General features: G+C 62.1%; 16 protein-coding genes and 1 pseudogene. 12 read left to right on the top strand and 5 right to left on the bottom strand.

Translation table 11 applies throughout. From position 1 onward, the window contains the following. Nucleotides 1-72: 72 nt before the first annotated feature. The 6 genes from dibA (at nt 73) to HBR94_RS11040 (ending at nt 6,397) form a co-directional block, all read left to right on the top strand. Nucleotides 73-1,983 carry a phosphodiesterase DibA gene (gene dibA / locus HBR94_RS11065; RefSeq protein WP_170044779.1) on the top strand — a complete coding sequence of 637 codons (1,911 nt, stop codon included), beginning with the start codon at nt 73-75 and terminating at the stop codon, nt 1,981-1,983. A gap of 289 nt (nt 1,984-2,272) precedes the next feature. Next, the gene (gene oscA, locus HBR94_RS11060) at nt 2,273-2,455 is read left to right on the top strand and encodes a sulfur starvation response protein OscA (RefSeq protein ID WP_057436988.1); all 183 of its coding nucleotides are present in this window, start codon (nt 2,273-2,275) and stop codon (nt 2,453-2,455) included. Between the two features lie 75 nt (nt 2,456-2,530). Beyond that, nucleotides 2,531-3,541 carry a sulfate ABC transporter substrate-binding protein gene (locus HBR94_RS11055; RefSeq protein ID WP_057436990.1) on the top strand — a complete coding sequence of 337 codons (1,011 nt, stop codon included), beginning with the start codon at nt 2,531-2,533 and terminating at the stop codon, nt 3,539-3,541. A gap of 167 nt (nt 3,542-3,708) precedes the next feature. After that, the gene (gene cysT / locus HBR94_RS11050) at nt 3,709-4,527 is read left to right on the top strand and encodes a sulfate ABC transporter permease subunit CysT (RefSeq protein ID WP_057436992.1); all 819 of its coding nucleotides are present in this window, start codon (nt 3,709-3,711) and stop codon (nt 4,525-4,527) included. A 13-nt stretch (nt 4,528-4,540) separates the two neighbouring features. Next, on the top strand, nt 4,541-5,413 hold the full coding sequence (gene cysW, locus HBR94_RS11045; RefSeq protein WP_029299486.1) for a sulfate ABC transporter permease subunit CysW: 873 nt from the start codon (nt 4,541-4,543) through the stop codon (nt 5,411-5,413). A 3-nt stretch (nt 5,414-5,416) separates the two neighbouring features. Next, complete coding sequence (locus tag HBR94_RS11040) at nt 5,417-6,397, top strand: sulfate ABC transporter ATP-binding protein (protein WP_057436996.1); 981 nt, start codon at nt 5,417-5,419, stop codon at nt 6,395-6,397. Between the two features lie 126 nt (nt 6,398-6,523). Here the strand turns inward: HBR94_RS11040 and HBR94_RS11035 are convergent, their stop codons facing one another. Continuing rightward, a complete protein-coding gene (locus HBR94_RS11035) occupies nt 6,524-7,048 on the bottom strand; it encodes an Mpo1-like protein (protein WP_170044778.1) in 525 nt (174 codons plus the stop codon). 83 nt (nt 7,049-7,131) lie between these two features. On the opposite strand from HBR94_RS11035, the gene HBR94_RS11030 reads away from it, so the two are divergent. Then, nucleotides 7,132-7,818, top strand: coding sequence for a Crp/Fnr family transcriptional regulator (locus tag HBR94_RS11030; RefSeq protein ID WP_057957973.1), 687 nt, complete (start codon nt 7,132-7,134; stop codon nt 7,816-7,818). A 128-nt stretch (nt 7,819-7,946) separates the two neighbouring features. Here the strand turns inward: HBR94_RS11030 and HBR94_RS11025 are convergent. The 4 genes and pseudogenes from HBR94_RS11025 to HBR94_RS11010 form a co-directional block, all read right to left on the bottom strand. Continuing rightward, a pseudogene (locus HBR94_RS11025) lies at nt 7,947-8,204 on the bottom strand (arylsulfatase); the annotation flags it as partial. A 20-nt stretch (nt 8,205-8,224) separates the two neighbouring features. Next, entirely contained in the window at nt 8,225-9,397 is a 1,173-nt protein-coding gene (locus tag HBR94_RS11020; RefSeq protein ID WP_057437007.1) for a CynX/NimT family MFS transporter, read from the bottom strand. Beyond that, nucleotides 9,384-9,851: a nucleoside deaminase gene (locus tag HBR94_RS11015; protein ID WP_057437009.1), complete on the bottom strand. Its 468-nt coding sequence runs from the start codon at nt 9,849-9,851 to the stop codon at nt 9,384-9,386. Before HBR94_RS11015 ends, HBR94_RS11020 begins: the two co-directional genes overlap by 14 nt. Then, nucleotides 9,848-10,462, bottom strand: coding sequence for an ankyrin repeat domain-containing protein (locus HBR94_RS11010; protein ID WP_225923862.1), 615 nt, complete (start codon nt 10,460-10,462; stop codon nt 9,848-9,850). The genes HBR94_RS11015 and HBR94_RS11010 overlap by 4 nt, the downstream gene beginning before the upstream one ends. A 154-nt stretch (nt 10,463-10,616) precedes the next feature. On the opposite strand from HBR94_RS11010, the gene HBR94_RS11005 reads away from it, so the two are divergent. The 5 genes from HBR94_RS11005 to HBR94_RS10985 all read left to right on the top strand — a co-directional run bounded on the left by HBR94_RS11005 (nt 10,617) and on the right by HBR94_RS10985 (nt 14,307). After that, entirely contained in the window at nt 10,617-11,468 is an 852-nt protein-coding gene (locus HBR94_RS11005) for a LysR substrate-binding domain-containing protein (RefSeq protein ID WP_057437668.1), read from the top strand. Between the two features lie 66 nt (nt 11,469-11,534). Continuing rightward, on the top strand, nt 11,535-11,714 hold the full coding sequence (locus tag HBR94_RS11000) for a hypothetical protein (RefSeq protein WP_057437013.1): 180 nt from the start codon (nt 11,535-11,537) through the stop codon (nt 11,712-11,714). A gap of 102 nt (nt 11,715-11,816) precedes the next feature. After that, on the top strand, nt 11,817-12,398 hold the full coding sequence (locus tag HBR94_RS10995; protein ID WP_032856553.1) for an alpha/beta hydrolase: 582 nt from the start codon (nt 11,817-11,819) through the stop codon (nt 12,396-12,398). Between the two features lie 50 nt (nt 12,399-12,448). Beyond that, nucleotides 12,449-13,375 carry a sigma 54-interacting transcriptional regulator gene (locus HBR94_RS10990; RefSeq protein WP_057957978.1) on the top strand — a complete coding sequence of 309 codons (927 nt, stop codon included), beginning with the start codon at nt 12,449-12,451 and terminating at the stop codon, nt 13,373-13,375. A gap of 149 nt (nt 13,376-13,524) precedes the next feature. After that, entirely contained in the window at nt 13,525-14,307 is a 783-nt protein-coding gene (locus HBR94_RS10985) for a MetQ/NlpA family ABC transporter substrate-binding protein (RefSeq protein ID WP_170044777.1), read from the top strand. Nucleotides 14,308-14,810: the final 503 nt, after the last annotated feature.

Here is a 14,810-nt window from a genome sequence, read left to right as displayed (position 1 = left end):
GAGATGTTACTTGTCCTATAATCCGCAGCCTCTGTAGGGCGATTCTGTTTTTTAGTAAGGATTACTAGTCATATGCTGCTTTCATACCGAGGTGCCCTACGTGCAGGGCTGGTGTACTTGTTGCTTTCGGTCTTGTGGATACAGCTCAGTCAGCAGGTATTTAACAATTTTATCGATGAACCCAAGGAAATGATTCACTGGCAGATGCTGCGCGGCTATCTGTGGGTGACCCTCAGCGCCCTGTTTATTTTCCTGTTGTGCGCCCGCAGTGCGCGGGCCCATCGCATCCAGCAACCCTTGACGGAAAATCGCGAGCGCCTGCGCCAGGCGGCGGCGGTGTTCGATTGCACCCGCGAAGGGGTGCTGGTCACCGACGCCCGCGGGCAGATAGTCCACGTCAACCGCGCGTTTATTGAAATCACCGGTTACCAGGTGGAAGACGTGATGGGCCACCAGCCGAGCCTGTTCAAGTCCGGGCGCCATTCGCCGGATTTTTATGAGCAGATGTTTCGCGCCCTCAACCAAGAGGGCGAGTGGAGCGGCGAGATCTGGAACCGCCGTAAAAGCGGGGAAATTTATCCACAGTGGCAAACCATCCGTGTCATCCACGATGACCAGGGCCGGGTCAGCCATTACGTGGCGGTGTTTTCTGACATCAGCGCCATCAAGCACTCCGAGCACGAACTGGCGCACCTGGCCCACCACGACCCGTTGACCGACCTGCCCAACCGCCTGTTGTTCACCGACCGCGCCGAGCAGGCGCTGGCCTCGGCGCAGATTCACAAGCGTGGCTGTGCGCTGTTGATGCTGGATCTGGACCACTTCAAGATCATCAACGACAGCCTGGGTCACAATGTAGGCGACCAGTTGCTCAAGGCTGTGGGCGAGCGCCTGCAGGGCTTGTTCGGTCCCGGCGTGACTTTGGCGCGCCTGGGTGGCGATGAGTTCGCGGTGCTGGCGGAAAGTTGTCCACAGGTGGTCCAGGCGGCCGCCCTGGCCCAGCGCATCATTGACAGCATGAAGCAGCCGTTCGTGTTCAACGGCCACCAGCTGTTTGTCAGCGTCAGTATCGGCATCAGCCTGTTCCCCAGCGATGCCCTGAGTGCCGAACAGCTGCTGCGCAACGCCGACTCCGCGTTGTTCAAGGCCAAGAGTTCCGGGCGCGAAGGCTACGCCCTGTACACCGAGGAACTGACCGCCCACGCCCAGCACCGGATCGAGATCGGCAATGAGCTGCGTCGCGCCCTCGATCAGCAAGAGCTGCGGGTCTACTACCAGCCGGTCCACGACCTGCAAACCAGCCGGATGATTGGTGTGGAAGCCCTGGTGCGCTGGCAGCACCCGCTGCGCGGCCTGGTGTCACCGGCAGAATTTATCCCGATTGCCGAACGCACCGGGTTGATCGCCGAGATTGACGGCTGGGTCATGGAGCAGGCCTGTCGCCAGATGTGCCAGTGGCTGGCAGACGGCAAGAACCTGTCCTTTATGGCGGTCAATATCTCCAGCCGCCTGTTTGCCCGCCACGAATTGTTCGAGCAGGTGGCCAAGGTGCTGCACGACACCGGCCTGGACCCGGCGAAGCTGGAACTGGAAGTCACCGAAAGCGCAGTGATGGACGACCCGGAAGTGGCCCTGGAACAACTGCACCGCCTGCGCGAACTGGGCCTGAGCCTGGCTATCGACGACTTCGGCACTGGCTATTCGTCACTGCTGCGCCTCAAGCGGTTGCCGGTGCAGAAGCTGAAAATCGACCAGGGCTTCGTCGCCGGCCTGCCGTGGGATGAAGACGATGCGGCGATTGTGCGGGTAGTCATCGCCCTGGCGCAGAGCATGGGTATGCAGGTGCAAGCCGAGGGTATCGAGCAGATGGAACAGGCGCGGTTCCTGTTGAATCACCAATGCGACCTGGGCCAGGGCTACTGGTTTGGCCGGCCGATGCTGGCGGCAGAGATTGATTGGGCCCTAGCCCCCGCCATCCACTAACCCCACCCCCCGGGGTTGGAATGCAATAAAAAATGTGGGAGCGGGCTTGCCCGCGATAGCGGTGTATCAGTGCCAGATTTACTGGCTGACACTCCGTCATCGCGGGCAAGCCCGCTCCCACATTTTTATCTGCGCACGCCTTAACGTCGTGTCCTGCCTGAAAATTCTTTCTGGTTATATAAACATTCTTAAATAGTATTTTTAAGAATATCCGCGCTTATCTACTATCGCCCTCACGCCGCAAGCAGTGCCGCCACTGCCAGGCACTTCTCATTTCAGGAGCACGACCATGAGCGCATCTCTACGCAGCGTTGACGGCCAGGACGAAGCAGCCATTTTGCGCGAGATCCAAAGCGCATTGCGTGACCTGCGTTTCGGCGCAGTGGAAATCACCGTACACAACGCCCAAGTGGTGCAGATCGAACGTAAAGAGAAATTCCGCTTGCAGAGCCCGGGCAACAAAACGAGCTGAGCCAAGACGGCGCTTCGATTGCAGGACCCGTACTTATAAGAAAAGCCAACACCCAAGAATTTCAGGAGCTTGTCTATGTCGTCGATTCGCCGTTACGCCCTGGCCGCCCTCGCCAGCGCCGTGTTTGCCGGTTCCGCAGTGGCCAAGGATTACGAGCTGCTTAACGTTTCCTACGATCCGACCCGTGAGCTGTACCAGGAGTACAACGCCGAATTCACCAGTTTCTGGAAAAAGGCGCACCCTGGCGACAACGTCAAGATCCAGCAATCCCACGGTGGTTCGGGCAAGCAAGGCCGGGCGGTGATCGACGGCCTGCGCGCCGACGTGGTGACCCTGGCCCTGGCCGGCGACATCGACGAAATCGCCAAGCTGGGCAAGACCCTGCCAGAGAACTGGCAGACCCGCCTGCCTGAAGCCAGCACGCCATACACCTCGACCATCGTGTTCCTGGTGCGCAAGGGCAACCCCAAGGGCATCAAGGACTGGGGCGACTTGATCAAGAACGACGTCTCGGTGATCACGCCGAACCCGAAAACCTCCGGCGGCGCCCGCTGGAACTTCCTCGCCGCCTGGGCCTATGGCCTCAAGGCCGGTGGCAGCGAAGCCAAGGCCCAGGAATACGTGAAAGCGCTGTTCAAGCACGTGCCGATCCTCGACACCGGTGCGCGCGGTTCGACCATCACCTTCGTCAACAACGGTCAGGGTGACGTGTTGCTGGCCTGGGAAAACGAAGCGTTCCTGGCCCTCAAGGAAGATGGCGGCGCTGACAAGTTCGACATCATCGTGCCGTCCCTGTCGATCCTCGCCGAGCCGCCCGTGGCCGTGGTCGACAAGAACGCCGAGAAAAAGGGCAACACCGAAATCGCTACGGCGTACCTCAACCACCTGTACAGCCCGGCTGGCCAGGAAATCGCGGCGAAGAACTTCTACCGCCCGCGTGACAAGGATGTGGCCGCCAAGTACGCCCAGCAGTTCCCGAAACTGGAGCTGGTGACTATCGACAAAGACTTCGGCGGCTGGAAAACTGCCCAACCGAAATTCTTCAACGACGGTGGCGTGTTCGACCAGATCTACACTGCCCAATAACCAACACGGCCTCCCTGTGGAATGCGGCTTGTGTGGGAGCGGGCTTACTCGCGAAAGCGGTATGTCAGTCACTAAATGCGTTGACTGGCACACCGCTTTCGCGAGCAAGCCCGCTCCCACATGAGTTCGTTCCTGCAGTGGTATTGAACTGTTAACCAAGGACTTTTATGTCGCGTCGTATCTCCCCCGTCATACCCGGCTTCGGGCTGACGCTGGGCTACACCTTGGTGTACCTCAGCCTGATTGTGCTCATACCGCTGGCGGCCATGTTCGTCCACGCCGCCCAACTCACCTGGGATCAGTTCTGGGCCATCATCTCGGCGCCGCGGGTCTGGGCAGCCTTGAAGTTGAGCTTCAGTACCGCCCTGTATGCCGCGCTGATCAACGGCGTGATCGGTACGCTGCTGGCGTGGGTGCTGGTGCGCTACACCTTCCCTGGGCGCAAGATCATCGACGCGATGATCGACCTGCCGTTTGCCCTGCCCACCGCCGTGGCCGGTATTGCGCTGACTGCGCTGTACGCGCCGTCCGGCCTGGTCGGCCAGTTCGCCACCGACATGGGCTTCAAGATCGCCTACACCCCGCTGGGCATCACCCTGGCCCTGACCTTCGTCACGCTGCCTTTCGTGGTGCGTACGGTGCAGCCGGTGCTGGCCGATATCCCCCGGGAAATCGAAGAAGCCGCCGCCTGCCTGGGCGCCAAGCCCTGGCAGGTGTTTCGCTACATCCTCGTGCCGGCGCTGCTGCCGGCCTGGCTGACCGGGTTCGCCCTGGCGTTCGCCCGAGGTGTGGGTGAGTACGGTTCGGTGATTTTCATCGCCGGTAACATGCCGATGAAAACCGAGATCCTGCCGCTGCTGATCATGGTCAAGCTCGACCAATACGACTACACCGGCGCTACCTCCATCGGCGTGCTGATGCTGGTGGTTTCCTTTGTCCTGCTGCTGCTGATCAACTTGTTGCAGCGGCGCATCGAACACCCATAAGGAGGCGCGGAACATGTCCCAATCGTCTATTTCCGCCGCGTCTTCGGCCAATGCTGCCCGCCGTGGCAGTGCGGTGTCGCGACGCATCCTGATCGGCCTTGGCTGGCTGATCTTCGCTTTGTTCCTGCTGTTGCCGCTGTTTATCGTGGTGTCCCAGGGCCTCAAGCTCGGCCTGGGCGCGTTCTTCGCCGCGATCTTCGAGCCGGACGCGCTGTCGGCCTTGAAGCTGACGGTGATTGCGGTGCTGATTTCGGTGCCGCTCAACCTGGTATTCGGCGTCAGTGCGGCCTGGTGCGTGAGCAAGTACTCATTCCGTGGCAAAAGCATGCTGGTGACCCTGATCGACCTGCCGTTCTCGGTCTCGCCGGTCATCGCCGGTCTGGTCTATGTGCTGATGTTCGGTGCCCAGGGGTTCTTCGGCCCGTGGCTGCAGGATCACGATATCCAGATCGTCTTCGCCTTGCCGGGCATCGTGCTGGCGACGATCTTCGTCACCGTGCCGTTCGTGGCCCGTGAACTGATCCCGCTGATGCAGGAGCAGGGCACCCAGGAAGAAGAAGCCGCACGCCTGCTGGGCGCCAATGGCTGGCAGATGTTCTGGCATGTCACCGTGCCCAACATCAAGTGGGGCCTGATCTACGGCGTGGTGCTGTGTACCGCGCGGGCGATGGGTGAGTTTGGCGCGGTGTCGGTGGTGTCCGGGCACATTCGCGGCGTGACCAACACCCTGCCGCTGCACGTCGAGATTCTCTACAACGAATACAACCACGTCGCCGCGTTTGCGGTGGCGAGTCTGTTGCTGATCCTGGCGCTCTTCATCCTGCTGCTCAAGCAGTGGAGCGAGAACCGTATTAACCGCCTGCGCGCCGGTGCGGCTGAGGAATAAGTCATGTCGATCGAAGTCCGTAACGTCAGCAAGAACTTCAACGCCTTCAAGGCCCTGGACAGCATCAACCTGGATATCCAGAGTGGCGAGCTGGTGGCTTTGCTTGGCCCCTCCGGCTGCGGCAAGACCACCTTGCTGCGCATCATTGCCGGCCTGGAAACCCCGGATGCCGGGAGCATCGTGTTCCACGGTGAAGACGTGTCCGGCCACGATGTGCGTGATCGCAACGTCGGCTTTGTGTTCCAGCACTACGCGCTGTTCCGCCACATGACCGTGTTCGACAACGTCGCCTTCGGCCTGCGCATGAAGCCGAAGAACCAGCGCCCGAACGAAACCCAGATCGCCGCCAAGGTCCACGAACTGCTGAACATGGTGCAACTGGACTGGCTGTCGGATCGCTACCCGGAACAACTCTCCGGCGGCCAGCGCCAGCGGATCGCCCTGGCCCGTGCCCTGGCGGTGGAGCCCAAGGTACTGCTGCTCGACGAGCCTTTCGGCGCCCTGGACGCCAAGGTCCGCAAGGAACTGCGCCGCTGGCTGGCACGCCTGCACGAGGACATCAACCTGACCTCGGTGTTCGTGACCCACGACCAGGAAGAAGCCATGGAAGTCGCCGACCGCATCGTGGTGATGAACAAAGGCGTGATCGAGCAGATCGGCTCACCGGGCGACGTCTACGAAAACCCGGCCAGCGATTTCGTCTATCACTTCCTCGGCGACTCCAACCGCCTGCACCTGGGTGAAGACCAGCACCTGCTGTTCCGCCCCCACGAAGTGTCGTTGTCACGCCATGAACTGGAAGACCACCATGCTGCGCAAGTGCGCGACATCCGCCCGCTGGGCGCCACCACGCGGGTCACGCTGAAGGTCGAAGGCCAGAGCGAACTGATCGAAGCGGAAGTGGTGAAGGATCACGACAGCCTGACCGGGCTGGCGCGGGGCGAGACGTTGTTCTTCAAGCCCAAGGTCTGGCAAAAGGCTTAAAAAAATTGCAAAAAATCTGTGGGAGCGGGCTTGCTCGCGAACGCGCAGTGTCAGTCACTGGATGTACCGACTGAACCACCGCTTTCGCGAGCAAGCCCGCTCCCACATTTGGATTACCGGTGCTTCTCAGACCGTGGCGTTCTTGTGACGCGCGCGCACCGGCCCCGCCCGCTCTTCAATCTGCCGCTTGAGCTCATGGCGCAACCCCAGCAGAAACGCCAGCTCCGCCACCACAAACAACGGCCCCACGATCAGCCCGGACACGTCATCGACGAACGCAGGCTTGCGCCCCTCGTAGTAGTGGCCGACAAACTGGATCACCCAGCCCAGCACAAACAGGCCGATACCACTGCTGAGCCACACCAGCGTGCTTTGCGCCGCCAGCACATGCCCGGCCCACACCGACAGGCCCATCAGCACGCTCATCAACACCCCCAGCGCCAGTTCCAGGCGCAGGTAGAACCCCGCAGAAAACAGTGCCAGCAGCACCGCCGGTGACAGCCACAGGCCGGTCACTTGCCATTCGGGGCGTGACAGCAGCACGGCGACGGCCACCACGATCATGGGGATGCCGATAAAGTGGCTGGCGATGTTGCGGGGGTCGCGGTGGTAGGCGGCGTATTGGCTCAGATGGTCGACGAGGCTTTTCATTGTTATTCCTCCTGTAGGATGCTTGATCATGCCCTGTAGGACTGCGACAAACTGTCAACTGGGCGACAATCTTTGGAGTTCTCATGGACGCAGAGTCTTGGCATGGGCGCCTGTCCAGCGGCCACTGGTACCGCCATCTGCCTGCTCCCTTGCAGCATAGCTTGCTGGCCAACGCCCGCGTGCGGCAGCTGGCGGCGGGGCAGGTGCTGTTCAAGCGCGGCGACCCACCGTGCGGCTTGTATGCGGTGCTCGATGGCAGCCTGCGCATCAGCGCGGTGAACGAGCAGGGCAAGGAAGCGTTGTTGAGCCTGGCGCAAGCGCCTTTCTGGTTTGGCGAAATCGCCGTGTTCGACGGCCTGCCACGCACCCACGACGCTTGTGCGGTCGGGCCTTGCACGCTGTTGCAGGTCCCGCAGTCGGCGATCCTGCACTTGCTTGCGCAAAGCCCGGCCTATTGGCGGGACATGGCGTTGTTGATGAGCCAGAAGTTGCGGCTGACCTTTATCAATATCGAGCAGTTGAGCCTTGCGCCCGCGTCGGTGCGGGTGGCCCATCGGTTGTGGATGATTGCCGAGGGTTATGGCGAGATCGACGGCTCGCGGCGTGTGGTGCAATTGGCGCAGGAGGATTTGGCGGCGATGCTGGGGGTGTCGCGCCAGACCACCAATGCGCTGCTCAAGGCGTTGCAAGAGCAGGGCGTTGTGCGGTTGGGGTATGGGGAGATTGAGATACTCGATGCCCAGCGGTTGCGGGAGATGGCGCAGGGGTAGGCGGTGCCTGTAGCGGCCCTTTCGCGAGCAAGCCCGCTCCCACATCCGACCACATTCCAAAGAATGTACTCGGTCAAATGTGGGAGCGGGCTTGCTCGCGAAAGGGCCCTCCCAGGCACTAAATAACCTCAGTCCGGCTGAAACGGCGAAGCACTCAGCACCACCCCGGTCTCCTCCACATACTGTTGCCAATGGCCAATCAAGGTCGCCAGCTTTTCCGGCTGGCTCGACGCCAGGTCATGGATCTCTCCGGGATCCCTGCCCAAGTCATACAGCTGCCAGGTCGCCGGCCCCAAGGGCCCGGGGATGTACACCGCCTTCCACTGCCCCTGGCGAATCGCCCGGCGCCCGAACAGCTCCCAACCGGTGACGGTGTGTTCATCGTGCACCTGGCGCGCTACGACTTCTAGCCAGGGACGGTGGCGCTGCGGTAGGTGGCCGGGCTGAAGACCCGGGTCACCATCAGCATCGCGATCACCGTCACGGCCAGCACCACCCAGGCGCTGACAAAACTGCCGGTGAGTTCGCGCAGCCAACCGGTCATCCATGGCGACACAGCATTGATCAGAAAACCCACGCCCTGCACGAATGCCGCCAGTTGCCCGGCTTCCCGTGGGTCGCGGCGATGGTCCAGGGTCAACAGCAGGCTCAGGGCAAAGCACGCCCCCAGGCCGAAGCCGATCAGCGCCACCCACAGGTGCGGGTATTGCAGCGGCGCCAGCAGCAGGCCGAGGTAGCCCACGGTCTGGGCCAGCAGGCTGATGGTCAGCAAGGGCCTGCGGTCGATACCGCGTTGCGCCAGCGCCGGCATCAACAGTGCGGCGATCACCTGGAAAATCGTCATGAACGCCAGCAGCGAGCCGCTGGGCAGCACGCCCCAACCCAGTTGCTGGTAGTACGCCGGCAGCCACGCCACCATGCTCATGTACCCGCAATTCACCAGGCCGAAATACAGCGCCAGCAACCAGGCACGGCGATTGCGCAGGCCCTTGAGCGGCGCCGTCGCCTGCAGGTTTTTCGCCGCGCCCAACGGCAGCCATGCCCACAGCAGCAACGCGCCGAGCGCCGGCAGCAGCCAGATGCCGAGGCCGGCCTGCCAGTGCTGGAAATGGCTGGCCACCAGCGGGCTGAGCAGCGCCGCCAAGCCACCGCCCCCCATCAACGAGGCCGAATACACCCCCATCGCCAGCGGCACCCGGTGGTGGAACTGGCGCTTGATCATCGCCGGCACCAGCGCCTGGATCAGCGCCACCCCGGCCCCGCCCAGCAAGGCCGTGGCCAGCAGCGCCGGTGCCTGACCCAGCAGCCAGCGCGCCAGGCACGCCAGCAGGATCATCATCAAGCCCAGGGCAATCCCGCGCCGCTCGCCCAACTGCGCTTCGACGCGGATGCCCACCAGCGCCACCAAACCCATGCACACCACCGGCAGGCTGGTGAGCAGGGCACTGCTCTGGAAACTCAAGCCGGTGGCCAGGCGGATTTCCCCGAGCAACGGGCTGATAGAGCTGAGGATCGGCCGCAGGTTGAGGCCCAGCACGACCAGCAGGCCCCAGCCGGCGAGGGATTTATTCAGGGTCATGCAGGGTCTTCCATTGGCGGTAAAGGGCTTGCATGGCCGGCACCGGCAGGTGCTCGACGGGCAGTTGCTGGGCGGTCAATGGCAGGCTCATCTGTTGGTAAATCGCTGCGGTCGACAGGCCAAAAGGTGCCGCCATTTCATTGCTCGCGGCAAACACCACGCGGGACACGCCGCACAGGTACATCGCGCCCAGGCACATCGGGCACGGCTGGCCGCTGGCGTAGATCACACAGCCTTCAAGGCGCGTACCGAGCTGTTGGCTGGCGCGGCGCATGGCGAGCATCTCGGCATGGGCGGTGGGGTCCTGGTCGAGGTGGATCTGGTTGACCGCTTCCACCAGCACTGCACCGTCCTTGACCAGGACGGCGCCAAACGGCCGTCCACCCTGGGCCACGTTGTCCTGCGCCAGGGCCACGGCGCGCTGCAGCCAGGCTTGATCGCTCTGTGAACTCATTGCGCACCTGCTGCTTGCAGGCGTTGGGCGATGGCGACCTGACCACGTTTTTGCGCCTGTTGCAGTGGGCTGACGCCGTCGCGGTCGGGCAGGTTCACGTCGGCGCCGGCAGCGATCAGCATGGCGACGATTTGCTGATGCGGCGGCCCGCCGTCCGAGAGCACGATGGCTTCCATCAGGCCGGTCCAGCCCAGGCGGTTGACGTGGTTGACGTCGACTCCAGCGTCGATCAGCAGGCGCACGGTTTGCACGTGCCCGCGCTCACAGGCAGGAATGAGGGCGGTGCCACCGTAGCGATTGGTGCTCTTGAGATCGGCGCCATGGGCCAGGGTCATGGCCAGGATCTGATCGTGGCCGCTGGCGCCGGCCAGCAGGTAGGGGCTGTCTTGCATCAGGTTCTTGCGGTTCACATCAGCCCCGGCTTCGATCAGGGCGCGGGCGATGTCGATGCGATTGGCCTGGGTGGCCAGCAACAGCGGGGTGCTGCCATCAATGGCGCGGACATCAAGGTCAACGCCCTTGGCCAGCAACTGTTCGACCTGTGCCAACTGCCCGCCGCGCACGGCGTCGAGCAGATCTTTATCGGCCGCCATGGCGCTACTCGCCACCATCAACCCCAGCGCCAGCACGGCGGTTTTGAAAGGAATGGGCCATGCCATGGGAACCTCGCTTCAGTGCAATGAACGCGAAGTATGGCCACCGCCTGGGGTATTCTGAAATTAAATATAACCATGCCAACCAGTGGCAAATGAGATGGTGGTGCCCATGTTCGACCCCGTGCTGTTGCGCAGTTTTGTCGCCGTTGTCGATTGTGCGAATTTCACCCGCGCCGCCGAACGCCTGCACTTGACCCAATCCACGGTCAGCCAGCAATTGCGCCGTCTGGAAGACAGTGTCGGCTGCCGCTTGCTCGACCGCGATCAGCGCCGGGTGGTGGCGACGGTCGAGGGCGAGCGCTTGCTGGCCTATGCACGGCGCATCCTGGCACTCAACGAAGAAGCCGCCGATGTGCTGATCAACCAGCAGAGCGACGGCGTGCTGCGCCTGGGCGTGCCCGAAGACTTCGCCGCCGAGCGCCTGATGCCGTTGCTCTCGGCGTTTGTCGTTGCCTATCCACGGGTGCGCCTGGAGGTCACCAGCGGTCTGGGGCCGGCGCTGCTGCGCCAGTATCGCGGCGGTGAGTTCGATGTGTTGCTGGTCAAGCAGATGGGCGACAGCGACGACTGCCTGGCCTCCTGGCCGGAGCCGTTGTGCTGGGTCGACAGTCGCCACATGCCGGCCCTGGGCCGCGACCCATTGCCCTTGGTGGCGTTCCCGGTGGGCGGTCTGTACCGCAATGAAATGCTCCAGCATCTGGAGGTCGGTGGCTGGCGCTGGCGCATTGGCTATTCCAGCGCGAGCCTGGCCAGTGTGTGTTCGGCGGTGGCGGCGGGGTTGGGCATCAGCCTGCTGCCTGAGCGAGTGGTGCAGGCCGGGCATGTGGTGCTCGGCGCCGACAGTGGTTTGCCCGCGGTGCAGGGCGTGCGGCTGGCGTTGTATGGGCGCAATGGGATGGGGGCGGCGGGGCAGAGCCTGCAGGGGCAATTGTGGGATTTATGCGAGGCCAACCCGCGCTGAGGCATGCCTTTGAGGAATATTTTGCAGGCGCGTAAAGCATCCTGAAGCCGCCGTGAAGGCATTTTAGTGGGCCTGTTGACGCTGGCGCTGCATGGCGCGGTGATCTACTGGGTCAGCCAGAGACCGGTGCCGGTACTGCCGATTGTGCCGCCGGAAGTTCCACCGATGAGCCTCGGTTTTCCCCTGCCGGCGCCGGGGTCTTCAGCCAACGCCGCGTACCTGAAGACCCCGGCTTTATTGAAGTGATTGTGTTTTTGGTTATTAATAAATAGCTTCTTATTCCTTAACGAATATATGCCCCGTCCCTATACTGGTCAGCAACGTTAAACGCTGCAGGAGGGCACACCCATGCACAGCGAGTTGATCCGTTACCTGATCGTGCCGGGCTGGCAAGGATCGCCAGAAGATCATTGGCAAACCCATTGGCAGAACAGCCTGCCCAACAGCGCCCGGGTGGAGCAGGCCGACTGGTTGACCCCGCGCCGTGAAGACTGGGTGGCGGCCCTGGCCGAAGCCATTGCGGCCGACAGTACCCCGGTGATTCTTATCGCCCACAGCCTGGGTTGCATCACGGTGGCGCACTGGGCGGCCAGCGCGCCGTTGCAGTTCCTGCGCCAGGTGCGTGGGGCCTTGCTGGTGGCCCCGGCAGATGTCGAGCGCCCGGCGTGTGCGCCGGCTTTGCGCAACTTTGCACCGATTCCCCGTGACCTGTTGCCGTTTCCCAGCCAGGTCGTCAGCTCCGACAACGACAGTGCGGTCAGCGCCCCTCGGGCCCTGGAGCTGGCGCGTAACTGGGGGGCTGAAGCCGGGATTCTCGCAGGTGCCGGGCATATCAACGTGAAGTCCGGCCACCAGCGCTGGGAGCAGGGTTTCGCCTACCTCTATCGCCTGCAAAACCGTCTGGAGCATCACTCCCGACGCCGCGCCTAATACCTTTTCAACGCCCCGTCCCTTGAATGGAAACGGGGCGGGAGCCTGCCATGAGCCTGCATGAAACCTTCGGCCAGCCGTTGCTGACCTTCCCCGACGCCGAAAAAAGCCCCTTGAGCATCCGCGCCAAGGCGCTGGTATTTGTCGACCCCCGTTCCCGGCAACTGCGCGAAGACCTCGAAAGCCTGGCCCCGCGTGCCTTGCCCGTACTGATTCGCGGCGAAACCGGCAGCGGTAAAGAGCTGCTGGCGCGCCATGTCCATCGCGGCAGTGACCGCAGCGGCTTGTTTGTGTCGGTCAACTGCGGTGCGATCAGCCCGACTTATGCCGATGCCGAACTGTTCGGCTATGCCGCCGGCAGCCACAGCGGCGCGGCCAGCAGCCGGGCCGGTTGGTTCGGCTCGGCCAACGGCGGCACCTTGTACCTCGATGAGATCGGCGACTTGCCGCTGCCGATCCAGATCAAGCTGCTCGCCGCCCTGGAAAACCACGAAGTCACCCGCGTAGGGGCGCATCAACCGAGCCCGGTGGATGTGCGCCTGGTCGCCGCCACCAGCATCGACCTGGCCCAGGCCGTGGCCGTCGGCAAGTTCCACGAGCGCCTATTCCATTACCTCAGCGAAGGCCAACTGGAGCTGCCGGCGCTGCGCGAGCGCGTAGGCGACATCCTGTCCCTGGCCGAGTACTTCCTGGGCATCTACAGCCAGCGCCTGGACTTGCCGGTGCCGCTGATCAGTGAGGACGCGCAGCGGCTGCTGGAGCAACACAGCTGGCCGGGCAATACGCGGGAGCTGGAGAACGTGATCCACTTTGCGCTGCTGGTCAGCAGTGGCGATGAGATCCTGCCGGAGCATCTGAACCTGCCGGTGGCGTCGGTGGCGCAGATTGAGCAGCAGGTGCGACAGATCCTGAGCAGCGGCAGCGAAGTCGAGCGCGCAGCGTTGACGCGTCTGTTTCGGGGCTTGGGCTCTGTATGAACAAAATGGAATATCAACGTGAATAAAAGGTATTGTTCGGGAATAAAAAATATCGGTATTGTCCATTCCACGCCGCGATAGCACATCGCTGGCACCCCCATAAGAAGTGGCCGTCACCGACGTCCCGGATTTTCGATTAAGGACACTGCATGAAAAAGGTTCTGTTGTTCACCGCCCTGGCGGCTGCCCTGACTGCCGGTATCGCTCAAGCCAACGAAAAACTGGTGATCGCGGCCACGCCGGTGCCGCACGCCGAGATCCTTGAGCTGATCAAGCCGACCCTGGCCAAAGAAGGCGTGGACCTGGAAATCAAGGTCTTCACCGACTACGTGCAACCGAACGTGCAAGTGGCCGAGAAGCGCCTGGACGCCAACTACTTCCAGACCCTGCCGTACCTGGAAAACTTCAACAAGGGTAAAGGCACCAACCTGGTCACCGTGATTGGCGTGCACGTAGAACCGTTTGGCGGCTACTCGAAGAAAGTCACAAAGCTTGAAGACCTGAAAGACGGCGCCACCGTGGCCATTCCCAACGAAGGCTCCAACAGCGGTCGCGCCCTGTTGCTGCTGCAAAAGGCCGGCCTGATTACCCTGAAGGACCCGAAAAACGCCCTGTCCACGCCCAAGGATATCGCCAGCAACCCGAAGAACCTGAAGTTCAAGGAGCTGGAATCGGCCCTGCTGCCGCGCGTCCTGGACCAGGTTGACCTGGACATGATCAACACCAACTACGCCCTGGAAGCCGGCCTGAACCCAGCCAAGGATGCACTGATCATTGAAGGCGCCGACTCGCCGTACGTGAACTATCTGGTGGCTCGTCCAGACAACAAGGACAGCGTCGCGATCCAGAAACTGTCCAAGGCCCTGACCAGCCCTGAAGTCAAAGCCTTCATCGAGAAGAAATACAGCGGCGCGGTCTTGCCGGCGTTCTGATTTGCCAAACCCCCTTCAAGAAATGTGGGAGCTGAGCTTGTGTGGGAGCTGGCTTGCCTGCGATAGCATCACCTCGGTAATACTGATAAACCGAGGTGTCTGCATCGCAGGCAAGCCAGCTCCCACACAAGCCTGCTCCCACATTGGGTTGGTGTTATGCCTCTGAATCCCGGCGGTTGATCGCCCGCCGCAGCGCCACCAGCCACTTCACCAAGTCCTGCGGATCAATCGGTTTCGCCTCGTTCATCTGTCATTCCCTCGCTGGTTAAATGGCCCTCAGTCTGGCCATGCGCTGTCCTTCCTTGTGGTTCAGCGCTGAAAAAAGACCCTTCCTACATCCCCCAGAACAATAGCTGTCACCTGCCATCCCGGCGAATCCGCAGGTTAGCTTTTTGGGTGATATCAATATGCTATTTCGGTATTTAAATTTTGGTTTTTATACCTTTAAAGTCAGCGTCTGCCGACGTTACCGCGTCGAACCGGACTGCGTTTACGCCGCATTA

It is taken from the genome of Pseudomonas sp. WS 5412, assembly GCF_012985615.1.
Taxonomy (GTDB): Bacteria; Pseudomonadota; Gammaproteobacteria; order Pseudomonadales; family Pseudomonadaceae; genus Aquipseudomonas; species Aquipseudomonas shahriarae.
The sequence above is the reverse complement of the archived record's forward strand: the minus strand, read 5'-3'. Positions and strand labels throughout refer to the sequence as shown.